At 61.3% G+C, this 18,956-nt stretch carries 16 protein-coding genes; 3 read left to right on the top strand and 13 right to left on the bottom strand.

Annotated features, from left to right (window positions below; all coding sequences use genetic code 11):
• Positions 1 to 99 precede the first annotated feature (99 nt).
• Positions 100 to 834: a thioesterase II family protein gene (locus C3F38_RS18000; protein ID WP_038876729.1), complete on the top strand. Its 735-nt coding sequence runs from the start codon at positions 100 to 102 to the stop codon at positions 832 to 834.
• Positions 835 to 884: 50 nt separating this feature from the next.
• On the opposite strand, the gene C3F38_RS17995 is transcribed toward C3F38_RS18000, so the two are convergent.
• The 4 genes from C3F38_RS17995 to C3F38_RS17980 form a co-directional block, all read right to left on the bottom strand.
• A complete protein-coding gene (locus C3F38_RS17995; protein WP_019453017.1) occupies positions 885 to 1,301 on the bottom strand; it encodes an RbsD/FucU domain-containing protein in 417 nt (138 codons plus the stop codon).
• Between the two features lie 49 nt (positions 1,302 to 1,350).
• Positions 1,351 to 2,112 carry an SDR family NAD(P)-dependent oxidoreductase gene (locus tag C3F38_RS17990; RefSeq protein ID WP_055316373.1) on the bottom strand — a complete coding sequence of 254 codons (762 nt, stop codon included), beginning with the start codon at positions 2,110 to 2,112 and terminating at the stop codon, positions 1,351 to 1,353.
• Between the two features lie 29 nt (positions 2,113 to 2,141).
• Positions 2,142 to 3,377 (bottom strand): MFS transporter, encoded by a 1,236-nt coding sequence (locus tag C3F38_RS17985; RefSeq protein ID WP_170310536.1) that lies wholly within the window; start codon positions 3,375 to 3,377, stop codon positions 2,142 to 2,144.
• A gap of 271 nt (positions 3,378 to 3,648) precedes the next feature.
• Positions 3,649 to 4,686, bottom strand: coding sequence for a LacI family DNA-binding transcriptional regulator (locus C3F38_RS17980; protein WP_055316370.1), 1,038 nt, complete (start codon positions 4,684 to 4,686; stop codon positions 3,649 to 3,651).
• A 295-nt stretch (positions 4,687 to 4,981) separates the two neighbouring features.
• Here C3F38_RS17980 and kynA point away from each other — a divergent pair, with 295 nt between their 5' ends.
• Both kynA and sbmC read left to right on the top strand, forming a co-directional pair.
• The gene (gene kynA, locus C3F38_RS17975; protein ID WP_055316367.1) at positions 4,982 to 5,824 is read left to right on the top strand and encodes a tryptophan 2,3-dioxygenase; all 843 of its coding nucleotides are present in this window, start codon (positions 4,982 to 4,984) and stop codon (positions 5,822 to 5,824) included.
• 22 nt (positions 5,825 to 5,846) lie between these two features.
• Positions 5,847 to 6,314: a DNA gyrase inhibitor SbmC gene (gene sbmC / locus C3F38_RS17970; RefSeq protein ID WP_055312246.1), complete on the top strand. Its 468-nt coding sequence runs from the start codon at positions 5,847 to 5,849 to the stop codon at positions 6,312 to 6,314.
• Positions 6,315 to 6,424: 110 nt separating this feature from the next.
• Here sbmC and C3F38_RS17965 read toward each other — a convergent pair whose 3' ends face one another.
• From C3F38_RS17965 to C3F38_RS17925, 9 genes are all read right to left on the bottom strand, one after another.
• Positions 6,425 to 6,775 (bottom strand): hypothetical protein, encoded by a 351-nt coding sequence (locus C3F38_RS17965; protein WP_071605365.1) that lies wholly within the window; start codon positions 6,773 to 6,775, stop codon positions 6,425 to 6,427.
• Complete coding sequence (tssI, locus tag C3F38_RS17960) at positions 6,775 to 9,258, bottom strand: type VI secretion system tip protein TssI/VgrG (RefSeq protein WP_038876741.1); 2,484 nt, start codon at positions 9,256 to 9,258, stop codon at positions 6,775 to 6,777. Before tssI ends, C3F38_RS17965 begins: the two co-directional genes overlap by 1 nt.
• Positions 9,259 to 9,401: 143 nt before the next feature.
• Complete coding sequence (locus tag C3F38_RS17955; RefSeq protein WP_055316364.1) at positions 9,402 to 10,847, bottom strand: serine/threonine protein kinase; 1,446 nt, start codon at positions 10,845 to 10,847, stop codon at positions 9,402 to 9,404.
• A 49-nt stretch (positions 10,848 to 10,896) separates the two neighbouring features.
• A complete protein-coding gene (tssH, locus tag C3F38_RS17950; protein ID WP_055316360.1) occupies positions 10,897 to 13,551 on the bottom strand; it encodes a type VI secretion system ATPase TssH in 2,655 nt (884 codons plus the stop codon).
• 56 nt (positions 13,552 to 13,607) lie between these two features.
• The gene (gene tssG, locus C3F38_RS17945; RefSeq protein WP_055316357.1) at positions 13,608 to 14,678 is read right to left on the bottom strand and encodes a type VI secretion system baseplate subunit TssG; all 1,071 of its coding nucleotides are present in this window, start codon (positions 14,676 to 14,678) and stop codon (positions 13,608 to 13,610) included.
• Positions 14,675 to 16,561, bottom strand: coding sequence for a type VI secretion system baseplate subunit TssF (gene tssF / locus C3F38_RS17940; RefSeq protein WP_048234376.1), 1,887 nt, complete (start codon positions 16,559 to 16,561; stop codon positions 14,675 to 14,677). The genes tssG and tssF overlap by 4 nt, the downstream gene beginning before the upstream one ends.
• 4 nt (positions 16,562 to 16,565) lie before the next feature.
• Positions 16,566 to 17,141: a type VI secretion system baseplate subunit TssE gene (locus C3F38_RS17935; RefSeq protein ID WP_038876749.1), complete on the bottom strand. Its 576-nt coding sequence runs from the start codon at positions 17,139 to 17,141 to the stop codon at positions 16,566 to 16,568.
• Positions 17,142 to 17,143: 2 nt separating this feature from the next.
• Complete coding sequence (locus C3F38_RS17930; RefSeq protein WP_048234375.1) at positions 17,144 to 17,965, bottom strand: type VI secretion system accessory protein TagJ; 822 nt, start codon at positions 17,963 to 17,965, stop codon at positions 17,144 to 17,146.
• Positions 17,966 to 17,979: 14 nt separating this feature from the next.
• Positions 17,980 to 18,948 (bottom strand): hypothetical protein, encoded by a 969-nt coding sequence (locus tag C3F38_RS17925; RefSeq protein WP_055316355.1) that lies wholly within the window; start codon positions 18,946 to 18,948, stop codon positions 17,980 to 17,982.
• Between the last annotated feature and the right edge of the window lie 8 nt (positions 18,949 to 18,956).

Raw genomic sequence — 18,956 nt, 5'->3', positions numbered from 1 at the left:
TATTCCGCTGATCCCGCTACGGTATTGATTTTGATTACGCCGCTCCCGTTCTCCGCGGTGGCGGATAGCGTCATATTCTTGCAAAGCAGAGGAAGCCGTATGTGGTTTGAGCAAATAAAAAGGGGTACCGGTGGGGATGATGAGCATATTTTATTTTGTTTCCCTTATGCCGCCGGAAATGCCGAGGTATTCGTGCCATTCTCTCACTACGTCAATAGCAATACGTCCGTGTACGCCATGCAACTGCCCGGCAATGGACGCCGCTTTTCAGAGGCGTTGTGCAATGATGTCTGCAAAATTCTGGATGAGGTTGAACGAGAAGCCACGAGCCTGATGTCGGGAAAACAGTACTCATTTCTTGGTCACAGCAATGGCGGATTATTCGCCTTTGAATTGGCGAGTCGTTTTATCGCTCAGGATAAACCGCCGGCGCGAATTTTTATCGCCGCAGAAGCACCGCCGCACATTACGGATTTTAAGCATGATCCGATGCATTCAGATGATGATGAAATGGCCGAAGTATTGCGTCGTTATGGCGGAACTCAACCTGATATTTTGGATGACGTTGATTTCAGAAGCTTATTTTTTCCTATTATACGCAACGAGCTGTCGATTAATTTTCATATGAAACGGGCGTTGAAGGAGAAGACGATCAATTATCCTTTGGTGTTGATTCACGGCAGCTGCGACAGCACTGTTTCCAAGACGGACATGGCGGCTTGGGCGCGCTATACAAGCGCGCATATCGGTCTGCACACCGTTTCGTCGGATCATTTCTTCATCAATCATCAGCCGAAAGAAGTGGCGGATATCGTGAATCAGCAGCTGGCGTAAAGCGCAGGTATGGCGGTTGGGGCACAACCGCCATTAACGCAATGGCGTCATCACACCACCGGCGCCACCGTCAGCAGCAGGTTGGCGAAGCGGCGCTGTTCGCCGGAGGCGATCACCAGCAGCGTCCGATCCGATTTGACCGCGGCGTAAAACGCCTCGCGCGGCAGGTGTTCTACCGGGCAATGCGCCGGCAGCAGCTGTCGGTATTCGGCTTCGATGGTGTTGGTGAAGTCCGGCGGGCAGGCCATCAGCGCCGCGCTTTCCACGTTGATGCAGGCCAGCAGTTTTTCCAGGATCGGCGGGGCGGCGAGCGTGCCGGGCGCCAGGTTCAGATAGACCACGGTGGCGTCTTTCGGCGCATGGGTCACGCAGGCGTAGTTGCCGTCGGCGATCAGCACCTGAGTTTTATGCCCGCATTGCGCCAGCGCGGCGAGCAGCGGCGGGTGGGTGATGGCGGATTTGATCATAAAGCGATTCCTGAATGAAAGGGCGGCAGCCGTGCCGCCCGCGGCTGAACTACATGCGGTAGATGCCGCCGTTGATGTCGAGGGTGGCACCCGAAATGAAGCCGTCGTATTCCGCCGCCAGGAAGGCGATGGCGCGCGCCACGTCGTCCGGCGTACCTGCGCGGCCCAGCGGAATGGCGCGAACGGTTTCCTCCGCCGATTCTTGGGTGGTGTGGCGATTATGGAAACGGGTGCCGAGGATCAGGCCGGGCGCCACCGCGTTCACCCGGATGCCGTATTCACCCAGCTCCGCTGCCAGCGAGCGCGTCCAGGTGAGCACCGCACCCTTGGTGGCGGAATAGACCAGCGAGCCGGAGTGCCCGCCGGCGCGGCCGGCCTGCGAGGCCAGGTTGACGATGCTGGCGCCGTTTGCCGCCTTCAGGAACGGCAGTGCGCTCTGGGTCACGTTCAGCATGGTGGTCATGTTCACGTCGATCACGGTTTGCCAGAAGGCGCGGTCGATCTCGCCCAGCCATTTGCGCCCGACGATGCCGCCGACGTTATTGACCAGAATGTCGATGCCGCCGAGAAACTCGGCGCCGGCCGAGACGCAGCGCAGCGTTTCGTCGGTATCGATGAGATCGGCGTAGCCGTAAGCGGCCTTTTGCCCCAATGAATGGGCCAGCGCCACCAGCGCTTTGGGGCCGCTTTCGTCGCTGTGATAGTGAAAATAGATGTCGCAACCGGCCTTGAGCAGCCGCTCTGCGGTGGCGTGGCCGATGCCCTGTTCCGCCCCGGTGATAAAGACCTTTTTGCCCGCAAGATCGCCCATAATTGACTCCTTATTGGTTCATTGGTTCGTTAAGCATTGATGACGCCTTCACGCTGTTTCGCGCAGTAGAAAATGCAGATCAACCCGGTGGCCAGCAGGCACGAGGCCAGGAAAAACAGCCCAGGCGCGCTGCTGCCGGTCAGATCGTTCAACACGCCCACCGCATAAGGCGCGACGAAGCCGCCGATATTGCCGATGCAGCTGACCACCGCCAGCCCGGCGGCCGCGGCCGCACCGGTGGAAATGTTGGCGGGCATGGATAAAAACGGCGGTACGGCGGTGTAGATGCCGATGGCGGCGATGCACAGGAACGACAGCGCGACGAGCGGATCGTATTTAAAAAACGTTACCGCCCCCATCAGGCCGATAGCGGCGACCACCATGCTGAGGCCGGCGAACACGCCAAGCTTTTTGGTTTTGCTGGCCCACAGGCTCCACGGGTACACCAGCAGCGCGGCCAGGCCGTAGGGAATGAGCGCCAGCAGGCTAACGCGGAAGATATCGCTGCCGGAAAGGGCGGTAATGATCGACGGCAGCCAGGTGCCGAAGCCATAAATGCCGCACACCATGCCGAAGTTGAGCAGCGCGTAGAGCAGGTATTTCTTGTTTTTAATCCCTTTCAGGAAGTCGCCCAGCGTGATTTTAGAGCCGGATTTGGAGCGGCCGGCGTTGCTCATCAGCCAGGCCTTTTCCTCCACGTTCAGATAGCCGACGTCCTTGGGCGAGTTCTTGATCAGGAACGGGATCAGCAGGCCGATGACGATCGGCGGCAGCCCTTCGAGGATAAACAGCAGTTGCCAGGGAGCGAACCCGAACCAATCATGCTGAATATTGAGAATAAAGCCGGAAATCGGCGAGCCGACGGCGTTGGACAGCGGCTGGACGATGATGAACATACCGAGAATTTTGGTGCGGTATTTTTCCGGGAAGAACACCGTGAAGTAATACACCACCGAGGGAAAGAATCCGGCTTCGCACACGCCCAGCATAAAACGGCAGATATACAGCTCCAGCGGCGTGCGCACAAAGCCGAGCAGGGTCGCGAAGATGCCCCAGGAAATTAATATTCTGGCGAACCAGATGCGCGGGCCGAATTTAATGGTGCCGGCGTTGCTGGGTATTTCAAACAGAAAATACCCGATAAAGAAAATCCCGGAGGCGAAGCCGAAGGCCGAGGCAGTCAGGCCCAGGTTATCTTCCAGCGCTTTGGCGGCGTAGGCCATGTTATTGCGATCGAGAAACGCCAGGAAATACAATAAAATCATGAGAGGGACAATATGCAGCGTCAATTTCCTGATAGCGCTGCGTTCAATATCCTGCGGCTTGCTTATTTTCATTTTGATATTTCCAATGTGGTTAATCGGAATAATAGAGGCCCGGCCCATAACCCTGAGCTGAACGTTAAATAACGGCACGATGCTGATTCATTGAGGCGTGGGCATCCCTTAAGCGCGACGGCCTTTTCCTTTGTTTTTGGCTGACACCGATCCGGACGATGCCGCTGCGCATCGCCTGGGGAAGACGCTGTTATTTCAGTTAGCCGGCGGCTTTGACCGAGCGCCGGCTGATGACCGTCGGCGGGAAGAGAAACTCGCCGGGCGGTTGTGCATCATTGTTGATGCGGCCGATCAGGCGCTCGACCATCAGCTGTGCCATCTCCGCCAGCGGCGGCCTGACGGACGTCAGCGCCGGTTCGGCCAGGCCGGCCAGCGCGATATTATCGATGCCGATCACCGAGATGTCTGCGGGCACCTGGACGCCGGCGGCGCGCAATCCCACCATCAGCCCGATACCCAGCGCATCGTTAATCGCCACGATGCCGTCCGGGCGCGGCGTCAGCGCGAGCACGCGCGGCGCCAGCGTCAGCCCCAATTCAAACATTTCCGTGTCGCCGTAGGCGCTGTTGGCTTTGCCTTCGATCACCCGTTGGCGTTCGCTCAGGCTGTGCCCCAGCGCACTCAGAAAACCGTCGATTTTGTGGCTGCGCCCGACGGTCAGCGTCGCTTCGGTGGCGAACACGATGTGTCGGCAGCCGCGTTCGAGCAGGTGCTGAGCGGCCAGGCGCCCGGCGGCGACATTGTCCATCGAGACGCTGTCGAACAGCGGGGTATCGATGGCCGCCCGCTCGGGAAACGGATTGTCGTAGCTGACGATCTTCATGCCCCGCTCGGCGGCCCGGACAAAATGGGTCTGGCGAATGTCGCTCGCCGCCACGATGATGCCGCGCACGCCATGCAGGAACATATCGTCGATAAACGCGGCCTCTTCCTGTTCCTGGCGGTAGGCGTTGCCGAGCAAGACGCGGTAGCGGTGAGCCCGCGCCGCGCCGTCGACCGCATGCGCCAGCGCTGAAAAGCTCGGGTTGACGATCGACGGCAGCAGCAGGCCGATGATCTTGGCCTGCGGTGCGGGCAGCGCCGCCGCCCGGGCCGGCCGATACCCCAGGGTCGCCATCGCCTGTTCGATGCGTTCACGGGTCTGCGCGCTCATCTGGTGGCTGCGGTTATTCAGCAGGTTCGACACGCTGCTGATGGAGACGCCGGCCAACCGCGCGACATCACGAATATTTGCCATTTGCCGATCCCTTGCTGCCTGCCGTTAGCCTGCAATCTATAAGGGAAGCCGGCCGCAGGCAAGCCGCAACCGGGGCGCAGAGCGCTTGGGATCGCGCATTTGTGAGAATCGTCAGGCGCAGGGCCGGGTGTTTACTAAACAGCAGTGGGGAGACGGCAATGTGTTGACGCAGATGAGTGAGATCTGCGAAGCACCTCTCGTTTATCGCCCTTCGGGGCGGCGGGTTCTGTACTATTGTTTTCTCTTTGCGGCACGTTCCAGGCCGATGGGGCGCTGGGCGCAACGGAGATCACAGATGAACAAACGGGAATTAGAAAGCGCGATTGTCACCGATTTTTCCAAACGCATGAGCTACGGCGACTACCTGTGCCTGGACTCGCTGCTGAACTGCCAGCACCCGCTCTCCAACCCGCCGCATCATGACGAAATGCTGTTCGTGATACAGCACCAAACCTCCGAACTGTGGATGAAGCTGATGCTGCACGAGCTGCGGGCAGCGGTGCGGTTGGTGCAGCAGGACAAACTCAGCCACTGCTTCAAAATCCTTGCGCGCGTCAAACAGATCCAGCGGCTGCTGTTCGAACAGTGGGCGGTGCTGGAAACGCTGACGCCGTCGGAATACGTCGAGTTTCGCGATGTGCTGGGCAGCTCGTCGGGCTTCCAGTCGCACCAGTACCGGTCGATCGAGTTTCTGCTCGGCAACAAGAACGCCGCCATGTTGGCGGTGTTCAGCAACGACGCGGAAAAACACGCCGCGCTGAAGGCGATCCTCGAAGCGCCGAGCCTGTACGACGAATACTTGCTGTACCTGGCGCGCCACGGTTTGCCGATCCCGCAGGAATGCCTCAAGCGCGACTGGACGCAGCCCTACCAGCGCAACCCGGATCTGTTGCCGGCGTTCAAAGTGATCTACGACAACCCGCAGACCTACTGGGAAGCGTATGAAATGGCGGAGAAGCTGGTGGACATCGAAGAGAGTTTCCATCTGTGGCGCTTCCGCCATATGAAAACGGTGGAGCGGATCATCGGCTTTAAGTCAGGCACCGGCGGTTCCAGCGGCGTCAGCTTCCTGAAAAAGGCGTTGGATCTGACCTTTTTCCCCGAGCTGCTGGACGTGCGTACCGAAATCGGCGCCTGAGACAATGTGAGGGGGAAGGGCGATGAGCGTGAGGATTATCGATAAGGCGGCGGAGAAGGTGGTGGGGGTGAGAGTCGTGGGGCCGTATCCGCAGACGATTCCGCAGGGCTCGCAGCAACTGCTGGCCTGGCGTCAGCGCCACGGCGTGCCGTTCGGCAAATGGCTGGTGTTGTACTGGGACGATCCGGCGGAAGTGGCGCCGGAAAAGCTGCGCGCCGACGTGGTGATGAGCGTGGCGGACGATTTCGCGCTGCCGGCGGGCAGCGAGGGCGTTGCCGTGCAGACGCTGCCCGCCGGGCAGTATGCGGTCTACCACGTACGCATCAGCGATGGCGATTTCGAACGGGTCTGGGGCGAGTTCTACCAGAAGCTGCTGCCGGCCAGCGGCTATCAGCCGGTTGAGGGGGTGAGCTATGAGCACTATCTCAACGACTGCGAGGCCGACGGCTATTTCGACCTCGAGATTTACCAGACGGTGAAGAAGTGGTGAGAGCAGGGTGATGCGAAGAGAGGCTGAATCGATGGGATGTGCCGATTCAGCCTGTGATTGTCATTCCGCTCAATTTAGAGGGACGTGAACAGGCGAGCGAGAGTGTAAGTTTATTTTTCTACCGGACCTATACCCGTATTGTTTTCCTTTAGTCGGTTGCTATCTACCCATCCCTCAACTTGTTCTCCTTTACGATTGAAGTACATGACGTAATAGTAACCGTGGTAGTCGAGGTAAGCATTGACCTTATCGTTAGGTATAATAAATACCTCACTTTCTTTACATCTTAAGTCGGGAGCAGAGTGAAAATACAAACGTCCTTTGCCGATAACAGAAAACCCATTATTTGAGTTTTCAAAGTGTACAGCATTATCTTGGGCTCTTTTGTCCAGAACATCACAATTAACATTGGCGATTGAGCTGAATGATAGCAGGAAAAGTAGAGCTGATAATTTTTTCATTAAAGAAGTCCTTGTGAGTTCATTATGCTAATAAGTTTCTTAGCGTAGTCAGGATCCGTAGCGTAGCCTTTATCCTGCAACCCTTGAGCCCATTCTTTAGGGTCTGTGCTCTTAAATAGATCATGATATCTTTTGTTTTTTGTCAGAAACTCTGTCCTGCCAGCAATACTATCTTCGAAAGAGTCATATGAAGCGAACTTGTCGAGGATCTTTACTCTTTTACCATTCAAGTTTTCATGTGTCCAAACCTCAACATAATTAGGATTACCATGCGCCTTTATGCCAAAGAGATTATGACTATATTTTCCTGAGTTGACATCAGTGGGAACGGACTTACCATAGCCCGTTTCTAGTATCGCCTGCGCAGTTGTGACGGCGGCAGGGACACCTGTCTTTTGCTCCTCAATTTTCGCGGCTTCATGAACCTCTTTGACAAATGTAGCTTTATCTGGTTTTTCTCTGTTTGAATTTAACAACGGTGTTTTTTCTGGTGTTGCTGTAGAAGAGTTTGACTTAGTCACATTTGGCCCTCTCGGGGACAAAGCCGAATTTCCCTTTTCTTTCGGGGGAAACAGCTCGATTACCGCTTTGTTAATATCTTCTTTATGACCCGAACCAGGAGCGACGATCGCGGCACCCGTTCCATCGTTAAGGTTAAGCTTACCGCCCGTGTTGATAAAACCATCACTTTCTACATGGAAGTTAAAATTTTTACCGACAATATTAATTTGTCCATCGGCAGTAAGCTCAATAGCGCTTTCTCCACATTCGAGGCGCAAGCGGGTCCCTGAAGCAATAATATAGTCCTCAACGACAGAGTCACTTTTTCCTTTTCCGGTCAATAAATGCTCTTCACTTTTGGTTCCTTGAACTCGATTTGTTTCAACACGGTACAACTCGTCAGCACCGACATAGTGAGTATGATTGTTTGCAATGGTTCGACTGGCATCGTTCTTGACATTAACGTCTAGATTGCGTTCTGCCTGAATCCAAACCTGCTCTTTGCCCATTTTATCCTCAAACCTAAGAGCGTTGGCATTATCAGGTGTACCATTTTTGGAACGGCTCATAAAGCCCATCTGGGTGGCGGCGGCAGGCAGCGCCCACGGCGGCATGCTGGCTTCGTTATAAACGCGCCCGGTGACGATCGGCCGATCCGGATCGCCGTTGATAAAGTCCACCACCACTTCGTCGTTGACGCGCGGGATCTGCACGCCGCCGTAGCCCTGGCCGGCCCAGGCGCTGGAGACGCGCACCCAGCAGGAGCTGCCGTCGTCCTTCGGCCCGAAGCGGTCCCAGTGGAATTTCACCTTGATGCGGCCGTATTTGTCGGTCCAAATTGATTCGCCGGCCGGGCCGACCACCCGGGCGGTCTGCGGCCCGTGGGTTTTCGGCCAGGTGGCCTGCTGCGGCGGGTGCCAGGGCACGTCCGCCGGCAGCACGATGAAATCGATACGGTGTTCGCTGCTTTGATCGTCGCCGCTGGCATAGCGGTTCTCTTTCAGATGGTAGTTGGCCTGCAGCGTCAGGTACTCGCGGTTGTCGTCGGCGTGCGGGGCGTTATACAGCGTAAAGGTGCTGCCGGGGGCGATGCCCAGCGCGGTGGCGGTGCCCCGGATCTGCTGATGCTCGGCCTGCCAGGCTTCCTGGCGCACGCGGGCGTAGAACTCCCCCTGCTGATGCTCGGTGTAGCGGCCCGGCCAGTCGTAGACGTCAATCTGCCCCGGCGTCGGCGAGACCGGGTTTTGCCGCGCCTGGAACAGCCAGGCGTTCGGCTTGCGGAAATCGTAGTCGTCCAGGCTGTAGATGCCCGGCGTGACGCGATCGGACAACGTCCACTGGCTGATGCCTTCCTTGCTGGTGCTGCCGCCGGATGGCGTCAGGTGGTAGGGGATCATCTCGTAGCCGGGATAGGGCTGATGATGGTGGGGCGCATCCCCGAGCACCAGCGTGTGTTTGCCCATCTCGTGTTTGAAATAGTAATAGATGCCCTCCAGCTCCATCAGGCGGCTGATGAAGTTGAAGCTGCTTTCGTTGTACTGCACGCAGTAGCCCCACAGGCGATAGTCGCCGGTCAGCTGATCTTCCAACTGCACGTTGTGCTCCGCCAGCAGAGTCTTGACGATCTGCGGCACCGTCTGTTCCTGGAAGATGCGGAAGTTGCGGTCCTTGGTCATCGGCCACAGATCCGGCTGCACGTGCAGGCTATACACCGCGTAACGGGTGCCGCCGATCTCTTCGCTGCTGACGGCGATGGCGGTGATCTTGCCGTTCAGGTAGCGTGGGGCGCTGAGAAAGCCCTGAGTCGGGATCTCCAGCGTCAGCGGTTGGCCGAGCAGCGCTTTGCGATCGAGCCGCGCGTCGGTGCTCAGCAATTCAATAGAGAAGTCGAAAGGGGTGGAAAGCGCTTCGATGCCGTCCAGTGAGCGGAACAACAGTTGCTCCTGGCCCAGCGGCGTGTGCGCAATAATGCGATCCAACATGAGAACATCCTCTGTGATTGACGTCGTGTTCTGCTTACCCCAGCGTTGCAGCGGCCTTGCCGCGCGGCCAATGAGGGTGGGCAGCGGTGCGTCAGTCTCATGAAATAGGGGAAACCCCGCTGCGGCGGGGATTCAGAACGGAATTAACCGGCGCTGGCCGGATTGACCAGCCAGGTGCCGGCGGTGTCGATGCTGAGTTGCTGCCGGCGGAGCCGATCGTTGTGGCGGATCTCCAGCTGATAACGGCCCGGCGCCAGATTCAGGCTGGCGAAGCCGTTTTCGCCGGGCGTTACCTGCTGCGGCTTGCCGTCGAGGCTGACCTGTTCGCCCGGCTGCAGTTTGAAGTACACCAGCGCCACCGGCTGCGGTGGCGGCGCCGCCTTTTCTGGTTCCACCGGCGCAGATGGCGCGGTTTGCGGCGCGCTCGGCTGCTCCGTCAGGGTTTTCTGCGCCGGTGACGCCTCGGTATTTTGCGCTACGGCCCGGGCATCGTCCTTGCCGCCGCTCAGCCAGGCGACGGTGCCAATCACCAGCAGCGCCGCGACGCCGGCGCCGGCTATCATCGGCCGCGAGAATTGGGTGCTGCGCGCGGTAACGGCGCCGGCGGCCGCGGCCGCGGCTGCCGGGTTGGCGGCCACCAGCAGGTTCTCCGGCGCGGCGGCCGGGGTGCTGACGATTTCGTTTTCATCGGCGATCGGCAGATGCAACAGCTCGGCCATTTCATCGATGGTCTGCGGCCGGTCTTCCGGCTTCAGCGCCAGCGCGCGGTCGACGGTGCGCAGCAGTTCCGGCGAGTAACCGGCGGGGCGGCGCTCGGCCAGCGGTTGATAGCTGTCTTCGATGCTGCGCACCACGCTCACCGGCGGCGGTGAACCGACGATCAGCGTGTGCAGCACGGCGCCCAGCGCGTAGATATCGGTCCAGGGCCCCTGCTCGCCGTCGCTGTTCTCGGTGTACTGCTCGATCGGCGCGAAGCCTGGCTTCAGCATGATCTCCGTTTCGTCAGACAGGTTACCGATCTCTTTGCGCGCCGACCCGAAGTCCAGCAGCACCGGCAGCTGGCTCTCCTGGATCTGGATGTTATCCAGCGAGATGTCGCGGTGCAGGTAGCCTTCCTGATGGATGGTGTTGATGGCGCTGAACAGCGGCGGCAGCAGCCGACGGATCCACGCCTCGTCGATCTTCTCCGGCTGCTGCGCCTGCAGGTTCTTCAGCGTGGTGCCGCTGTAAAACTGGGTGCCCATGTAGGCGGTGCCGTTCTCTTCCCAGAAGCGCAGCACGTGCAGCAGGCCGGGGTGCGAGAAGCGGGCCAGCAGGCGCGCCTCCTGAATAAAGCTGTTCAGCCCGGCCTGGAAGGTTTTGCCGAAACGCTCGCCGCGCAGCCCGATGCTGAGATCGTCGTTGCGTTTCGCCAGCGAGGTCGGCATGTATTCTTTGATGGCGATGGTGCGTTCCAGTTGGTGATCGTAGGCGCGATAGACGATGCCGAAGCCGCCTTCGCCGATCGCTTCCTGGATCTCGAATTCGTTGAACCGATAGCCGCTCGGCAGGCTGTTCGAATTCGGTTTGGTTATCCCGGTTCCCGACATAGTGATGACTCTCTGTGTTCAAAGGGCCGCCGTCTCGGCGGCCGCGGCGTTATGCCTGAAATTGACAAATGAATTCGTGGTTCTGCAGCGCGATATGCAGCTGGCGATAGCGCTGGTCGTTGGCGCTGCCGGTCAGCAGGGTGTGGCTGATCTGCGGCAGCAGGGTGTTGGTCAGGATGGCGTCGACCATGCGGCCGCCGGACTCTACCTCGGTGCAGCGGCTGACGATCTGCTCGATGACCGCGTCGTCGAAGGTGCAGACGATCTCGTGATTCTCCGCCAGGCGACGCTGGATGCGGCCCAGCTGCAGGCGCACGATGTTGCCCAGCGTGGCATCGGTCAGCGGGTAATACGGCACCACCAGCAGGCGGCCGAGCAAGGCGGCCGGGAACACCGACAGCAGCGGCTGGCGCAGCGCGCCGCTCAGCGCTGCCGGCTCCGGCAGCAGCTCCGGATCGCTGCACAGCCCGGCGATCAGATCGGTGCCGACGTTGGAGGTCAGAATGATGATGGTGTTGCGGAAATCGATATGGCGGCCTTCGCCGTCCTCCATCCAGCCCTTGTCGAACACCTGGAAGAAGATTTCATGCACGTCCGGGTGCGCCTTCTCGATTTCGTCCAGCAGCACCACGCTGTATGGGCGGCGGCGCACCGCCTCGGTCAGCACGCCGCCTTCGCCGTAGCCGACATAGCCGGGGGGCGCGCCTTTCAGCGTCGAAACGGTGTGCGACTCCTGGAATTCGCTCATGTTGATGGTGATGACGTTCTGCTCGCCGCCGTACAGAGTTTCCGCCAGCGCCAGCGCGGTTTCGGTCTTGCCGACGCCGGACGGCCCGGCCAGCAGGAACACCCCGACCGGCTTGTTCGGATCGTCCAGCCGCGCCCGTGAGGTGCGCACCCGGCGGGCGATCAGATCCAGCGCATGGCGTTGGCCGATCACGCGCTGGTTCAGGGTGTCGGAGAGTTGCAGCACCGCTTCAATCTCGTTTTTCACCATGCGGCCCAGCGGGATGCCGGTCCAGTCGGCCACTACCGCCGCCACGATGTTGGCGTCGACAGCGGCGAAGATCAGCGGCGCTTCGCCCTGCAGCGCGCTCAGCTGCTGCTGCAGTTCGCCCAACTGGGCGCGCAGCGCGTCCGCGTCAGGGCCCGCCTGCGTCTCTTCTTCAGTAGACTCTTCTTCCTGCCGGTGCAGCTGGGCGCGCAGTGTGATGATCTCTTGGATCAGCGCCAGCTCCTGCTGCCAGCGGTCGGTCAACTGTTCCAACTCCTGGTGCAGCGCGGTCAGCTGGGCTTCAATCTCCTGCGGGCGCAGGGGATCGCCGATGCCCACTTTGGTCTCGCGGCGGGCGATATCTAACTCTATCTGCAGCGCATCGATGCGATGGCGGCAGTCTTCGACCTGGGCAGGCTCGGCGTGTTGGCTGACCGCCACGCGCGCGCAGGCGGTATCCAGCAGCGCCACCGCCTTGTCCGGCAGCTGGCGGGCCGGAATATAGCGATGCGACAGCCGCACCGCGGCGTCTACCGCTTCATCCAGCAGCAGCACGCGGTGGTGTTGCTCCAGCGGGCTGACGGTGCTGCGCAGCATCAGCAGCGCCTTGTCTTCGCTCGGCTCGTGTACCTGCACCACCTGGAAACGGCGGGTGAGCGCCGGATCCTTCTCGATGTATTTCTTATATTCCGACCAGGTGGTGGCGCCGAGGGTGCGCAGCTGGCCGCGCGCCAGCGCCGGTTTCAGCAGGTTGGCGGCATCGCCGGTGCCCTGGGCGCCGCCGGCTCCGATGAGCGTGTGAATCTCGTCGATAAACAGGATGATCGGCGTCGGGCTGGACTGCACTTCGTCGATCACCGCCTGCAGCCGTTTTTCAAACTCGCCTTTAACGCCGGCGCCGGCCTGCAGCATGCCGATGTCCAGCAGGCACAGCTTCACGTCGCGCAGCTGCGGCGGCACGTCGCCGGCCACGATGCGCAGCGCCAGGCCTTCCACCACCGCGGTTTTCCCGACGCCGGCCTCGCCGGTCAGCAGCGGGTTGTTCTGGCGGCGGCGCATCAGGATATCGATGATTTGCCGGATCTCTTCGTCGCGGCCGGCCACCGGATCTATCTCGCCGTTGCGCGCTTTGGCGGTCAGGTCCTGGGCATACTGCGCCAGCACGCTTTCACCGCTGCGCGGCGCGCCGGATATGTTCTCGGCGCTGCTTTCCGCCGGCGCATCCTGGGCGTTTTCCGCCGAGTGAGCGGTGATGGCGGCGAACTGCTCCATCAACAGATCGGCGTTGATGCGCTCGAACTGCGGGGAAATGGCCTTCAGCAGATGGCGCAGACTGTAGGTTTTCAGGATGCCGAGCAGCAGGTGGCCGCCGCGGATGCGCGTCGCGCCGAATTTCAATGAGCCATAGACCCAGGCGCGTTCTACCGCGCTGTCGATGTGCTCGGACAGATCGGAGATGGCGCTGGCGCCGCGCGGCAGGCGATCGAGCGCCTCGACGATGTCGCGCGCCAGCTGCCCCTCGTCCAGCGCGAAGTGGCGGACGATCTGCTGCAGATCGCCGTCCGGCGATTGCATCAGCTGATGTAGCCAGTGCGCCAGTTCGACGTAGGGGTTACCGCGCAGCTTGCAAAACGCCGTCGCACTTTCCAGAGAGGTGAATAACAGGCTATCCAGTTTGCCAAATAATACCGAGCGGCTGATTTCAGACATGGTTTTCCTCAGGTCTCAGAGTGGCCTGGCGCCGCAGGGCGCCGGCCGAAATAGGGTCAGAACGGATTTTCCAGCGGTTCAGGGCTGAAGATCAGGTCGTCGAGATCGCGTTGCCGCCGATCGTCGGCCAACCAGCTGCTCAGGCCCAATCGTTGCGCGCCGCCGAGCTGGAGGCCGTGCGCCTGTTCCTTCGCCAGGATCAGACGGACTTCCCAGACGAACTCGATGCCCAGGTATTGGCGCACCCAGTCGCGCAGCTGCCGGCACAGGTCGGCGCCGGGCAGGAAGCGGTCATAGTCCCGCTGCGGCATCGGCCCCAGCTCGATGCGGAATTTGTGCTGAATATCGCGCACCGCGATGCCGAGAAAGGCCGACTCGCCGAGCCGTGGCGCACCGCGCCCGGCCTTGAGCCGAGCTTGCTCGCGCGGCTCCACCCGCAGCCAGTGCGGCACGTTTTCGACGATGCGCACCGGCACCTTGAAATACTGCTGCAAAATCTTGCTCAGGCCTTCCGGATCGCGGCTGTGGCGAATCAGATGACCGGCCATAAAATGTTTGGCGTGGGCGTTGATGCTGTCGCGTTCCTGCTGCGCCGGCTGGCCGATGCCGATCAGGCTCGACAGGTATTCGTCGAAGCGCCGGTTGTCCGGGCGATCCAGCGACACCGTCGGCTGCGCGTCGGCCCAGGCGCGGTAAAACAGCAGCGTCAGCCGGTGATGGAACAGGTTGGTGAACGCCAGCAGGGTGGTGTCCTGATGGTGGTACACCCGTTCGCGCACGTATTCGGTCAGGTGCAGCGGCAGCGGTCCGTTGGGTCCGAACAGGCCGAAGCTGAAGATCGAGACGTCGTGCAGCGGGCTGTTGGCGCGCGGCGCCACCTGCGCCAGCGTGGAGGGCGCGAATGACAGCGACGGCTCCTGGCCCAGGCGCAGCATCTCGTGACGCGGCAGCGGCGCGCGCCCCAGCAGGTAGGGTTGGCCGCCCTGGGCGTCGATACGGCGCAGCAGCTGAAACAGATCGTGCTTGTAAGGCGCGCTGCGCAGCCGCGGCCAGAAGTCGTCCGGCAGGCGATACAGCGCGTTGATCTGCGGCGGCGCCAGTTCGGTGGCAATCATCTCCGCGTTCATATCAGCGTCCTTTTGCCCATGCGCGCCTGCCAGTGGGCGATTTCGCCGCGCTGCTGGCTGGAGAGCGTCATCTCGGTGAAGGTGTTCATCGCCACCAGGCGCGAGAACAGGCGCTCCAGCACGCTGCCGAGCAGATAGGGGCTGTTGCCGGAGAACGCCTGCTCATCGACCGTCAGATCGATGGCGATGCCGCGTGCGAACACGATGGGGCCCGGCTCCGGCACTCGCCGATAGACCGGCCGCAGGTTGCAGTGGCGCACGCCCTGAATTTGTTTGGCGATCGCCGGTTCGCTCAGGTTGCCGTACAGCCCCATCAGCTGGCGCAGGCTGGCGGCGCCCTGTTCCGGATCGCCGTCCATCATGCTGAGGTAGTTCAGCTGCAGCTGGCTGATCAGCCGCCAGGTGATCATGCCTTCGGCCAGCGCCGGGCGCGGCGGGGTGGGGCCTTTGCGCAGCGAGACCTGCTTGATCGGGATCGAGTCGGGCATCACGAAGTTGCCCTGATCCTGTTGCAGCAGCATCAACGGCAGGTCGCGGCTGGTGCACAGCACGTCGGCGGTGAGGTATTTCAGATCGCTGTGCCACGGCGATTGCCGCTCGTCCACCAGCGACACGAACACTTCCGAACCGGCATAGCCGGTGCGGGTGCCGTAGCGGCGGGCGTGCTCCGACAGCGTACGCTGTTCGCGCCGCAGCGAGAAGTAGGCGCCATAGTTGCCGTCGTCCGCGCTCAGGGTGCTGTAAAACGGCCGAAACTCTTGCTCGTAGCGTTTTTCGCTGGCGCTGCCGCCGAGCCGCTGCACCGAGAACACTTCGTAATCCAGCGGCCGGATATTGTCGACCACCAGATGGTATTCGTGGTTTTTTTCGTTGATTGCGATGCGTTCGGCGACCTTCGGAAACAGGTTGATCACCGGCGTGCAGTGCAGCGCCAAATGGGCGGCGTCGACCACCCGTTCCAGCGCGGCGTCGTGCCGATCCAGCAGCACCACGATCTCGAACTGGCGCAGCGCCTTTTTCCCTTCGCGCACGCTTTGCAGCAGCGGGCGCAGGCCGTTGACGCTGAAGAACTGGAAGCGCGCCGGGAAGGCGAAGTACTCCTGCAGCAGCCGGTAGCCTTCGAAGTTGCGCAGGTCGTTGGGCAGCAGCGCCTGATCGGCGGCGAAGCCCTCCTGCCGCAGCCCATCCAGCGCCAGCGCGCGCCGCTGCGGCTGCGGCTCCACCGTTTGGCAGACAAGCCCGACGCTGTGCTGCATCAGCAGTTCCAGCAACTGCTGCGCCTGCATGTCCGGCCCGGCCAGGTAAAACATCAGCTGATCCAGCTGCAGGTTGTTGAGCGTCACGCTTTCGTAGCACTCGAGACGAATGCGCAGCGCGCTGACACAGCCGCTGTGCTGCAGCCCCAGCGAGGCCAGCGGAATATCGGCCGGAATGCCGCCCAGCTCGACGCCGGCGATGCGCACTGGCTGCAGCGTGACGTCATGGGCGGTGGTGTAGCTGCAGGTGATGCCGCTTTTCTTCAGCGTCTGGCTGTCCATCATGGTGCCGCGCGGCACCACGAAGCCGTTGCTGATGTCGCCTTTGCTGCTGTCCGGCTGCAGCTCGGCGATCGCCATCGACGGCGTCGGCGACAGGTAATTGGGGTAGATGATCTCCAACAAGCGCTGAGAAAAGCGCGGGAACTCGGCGTCCATTTTCAGCTGCACGCGCGAGGTGAGGAAGGCGAAGCCCTCCATCAGGCGCTCGATATAGGGATCCGCCACGTCGATGCCGCGCATGCCGAGACGGCCCGCGACCTTCGGGTATTGTTCGGCGAACTCGGCGCCCATCTCACGCAGATAGGCCAGCTCGCGGTTGTAATAGTCTAAAAGTTTACTGTCCATCGCCTTACCCTATGTCTTTCAGATCGAAGTGGCCGTTTTCCAGATCCACGTCGGTACGGAACAGAAACTCCAGCGGATAGGGCACGCACCACAGGCGGCCCTTGATTTCGATCGACAGCACGTTGTGCAGCTCCAGCGAGCCGGTGTCCGAGATGCAGCGCACCTGCAGCCCCTCGGGCAAAATGCGCGGTTCGAAATGGAGAATGGACTCGGTCAGCGCGCGCTGAATGTCGAGCCATTCGATGTCCGACATGCGCTTGCCCGCCAGCGAGGCGATGCCGTAATTAAGGGTGGAGCGCCGCACCTGCGGAAAGTCGCCGAGATCCAGATTGGATTCGCTGTTGACGCAGTTGAACAGCCACTGCAGATCGCGCAGCACCCGGCGGCGCAGCTCGCTGTGCGACACCAGGTTGCGCACCTGTGCTTCCTGCTTTTTCTGCGGTTCGTCGTCGGTCAGCATGTCGAGCAGCACCGGCTGCATTTTGTCGCGCGACGTCAGGCGCTCGCTGTCCTGACGATAGCGATAGCCCTGGCGGCGCAGATCGCCGCCGTCGTAGTGGGGTGGGCGCTTATCGTTCATGTTCAGGCGCTCGCGTCGAAGCTCAGCTGCCGCAGGCTGTGCAGCGGGAATTCGTCGCTTTCGCTGAGCCAGGTCTTCAGGCCCAGCCCCGCATAGTGGGTGCCGTCGCCCAGCGGTTGCCATTCGGTGCGTTTGCCGAGCAGCAGCGCGTCGTCGCTGCCTTCGGCCAGCGGATAACGGGCGGGCAGTTGGCACACCTGTTCGCGGCCGTCGGTGAGGCGCACCAGCGCGTGGCTCCACACCAGATCGATGGCGCTCTGCGGCGCCTGGAACTGGATCGTGGCGATGTCGGCAAACGGCAGCCAGTAGTAAACGCCGTTCAGCGCCAGCTCGCACACCGGCCCGAGGCGGCCGTCACCGTCGGTCAGCCAGTCGAAACTCAGCTGCCGTTCTTGGTCGCCTTCGGCCAGCGTTAACCGCCCGGCGCCGGCCGGGGCGGCCTCCAGCGCTTCGTCACGCAGCGCCTGGGCCTGTTCGGCCGCGCCTTGCGCATCCTGATGCAGCGCCTGCACCATCAGTTTCAGCCAGGGCTGATCCTGCCGCAGCAGCGCCGGCGCGGCCGTGCCGGCGAACACCGCCTGGCGTTGCAGCTCGGCGTTGACCGACTGCATCAGCAGCAGCGTGGTCGGTTGGGCGATCGGTTTCAGCGCCTGCCAGGATTTCAGCTGCGCGTTGGCGCGCGTCCAGTTGCCGCTCAGGCACAGCAGTTGCACCAGCGCGGCGCGCAGGTCGGCATCCGCCGGTTTTCCCTTGATCTCGTTTTCGACGGCGGTGATGGCCGCGGCGATCGAGTGGCCTTGCAGCATGCTTGCTAATGATTTCACAGGCTTTCCTTATATCAGTGAGTGGCGCCGTTAACCGACAGGTAGCTGCCGCTGGCGGGATCGACCCGGTCTGCGGCCAACTGTTCCACCAGCTTGAAGGTCAGCGGGGTGGCGGCGCTCAGCAGCGGCTGCCAGGCGGTTTGCGCCTGCTGCACGCGCTGTGTGATCTTGGTCTCGTCGGCGGCGTCGACACGCGGCATTTCAACGATCGCTTCACCGTTGAACGCCCAGGCATGCAACTGCGGTTCGAAGGTCAGCAGCAGGAAGCTGCCCGGCGCCTGCGGGTTGCCGCCCAAAATGAGCCGTTGGGCGTTGGCGCTGACGACGGTCAGCGCGCGATCGCCGCCGTTGATCTGCGCCAGCGGATAGCCCTGCAGGAACCACAATGTCGGCGAGAGGGTTTGGCCACCCTGTTGCAGCGTGACCGCGCCGCTGCCCTGCAGCCAGCCGTCCTCGCCGCAGCGCAGCGCGTCGCCGGCGGGAATGAACAGCGCGCCGCCGTTGGCGTCGTCATGCCAGAAGGTGCGGAAGTGGCAGCCCTGCGGCAGGTTGAAACGCTGAGGCGGCGCGGTGTCCGCCTGCGGAGAGATCACGGCTACCGCAGCAGGGATCGCCGGCTGCTCGACGGCCTCCTGTTTGACCACCGGTTTCCAGCCGTGCGCTTTGGCGGCTTCGCCGCTGGCCAGCTTTTCACCGCGCTTGTCGGTCAGCGTCCAGGGCAGGTGGCCGGCTTTCGGGCACTGTTTTTCCAACAGATTGCCGACGCGCGGCAGAAAGTCGTTCAGCACCGCCGGATCTTGGCTTTGCGCCGCGACGATGCGCAGCGGGATGCTCTTGTCGCACCAGCTTTCGGGATTGCTGTTTTTGACGTCATCGATAAACACTTCCAGCTTCTGGCTGGGGGAGTAAACCAGGCGATAGTTCATCGCCTGCGCGGTCGGTACCGCCATCAGGGCGACGAGCCCCGGCATCCAATATTTCATAGTGAACC

Source organism: Serratia sp. SSNIH1 (assembly GCF_002935055.1).
Taxonomy (GTDB): Bacteria; Pseudomonadota; Gammaproteobacteria; order Enterobacterales; family Enterobacteriaceae; genus Serratia; species Serratia nevei.
Note: the sequence above shows the minus strand (reverse complement) of the source record. Positions and strands in the feature narration are given on the sequence as shown.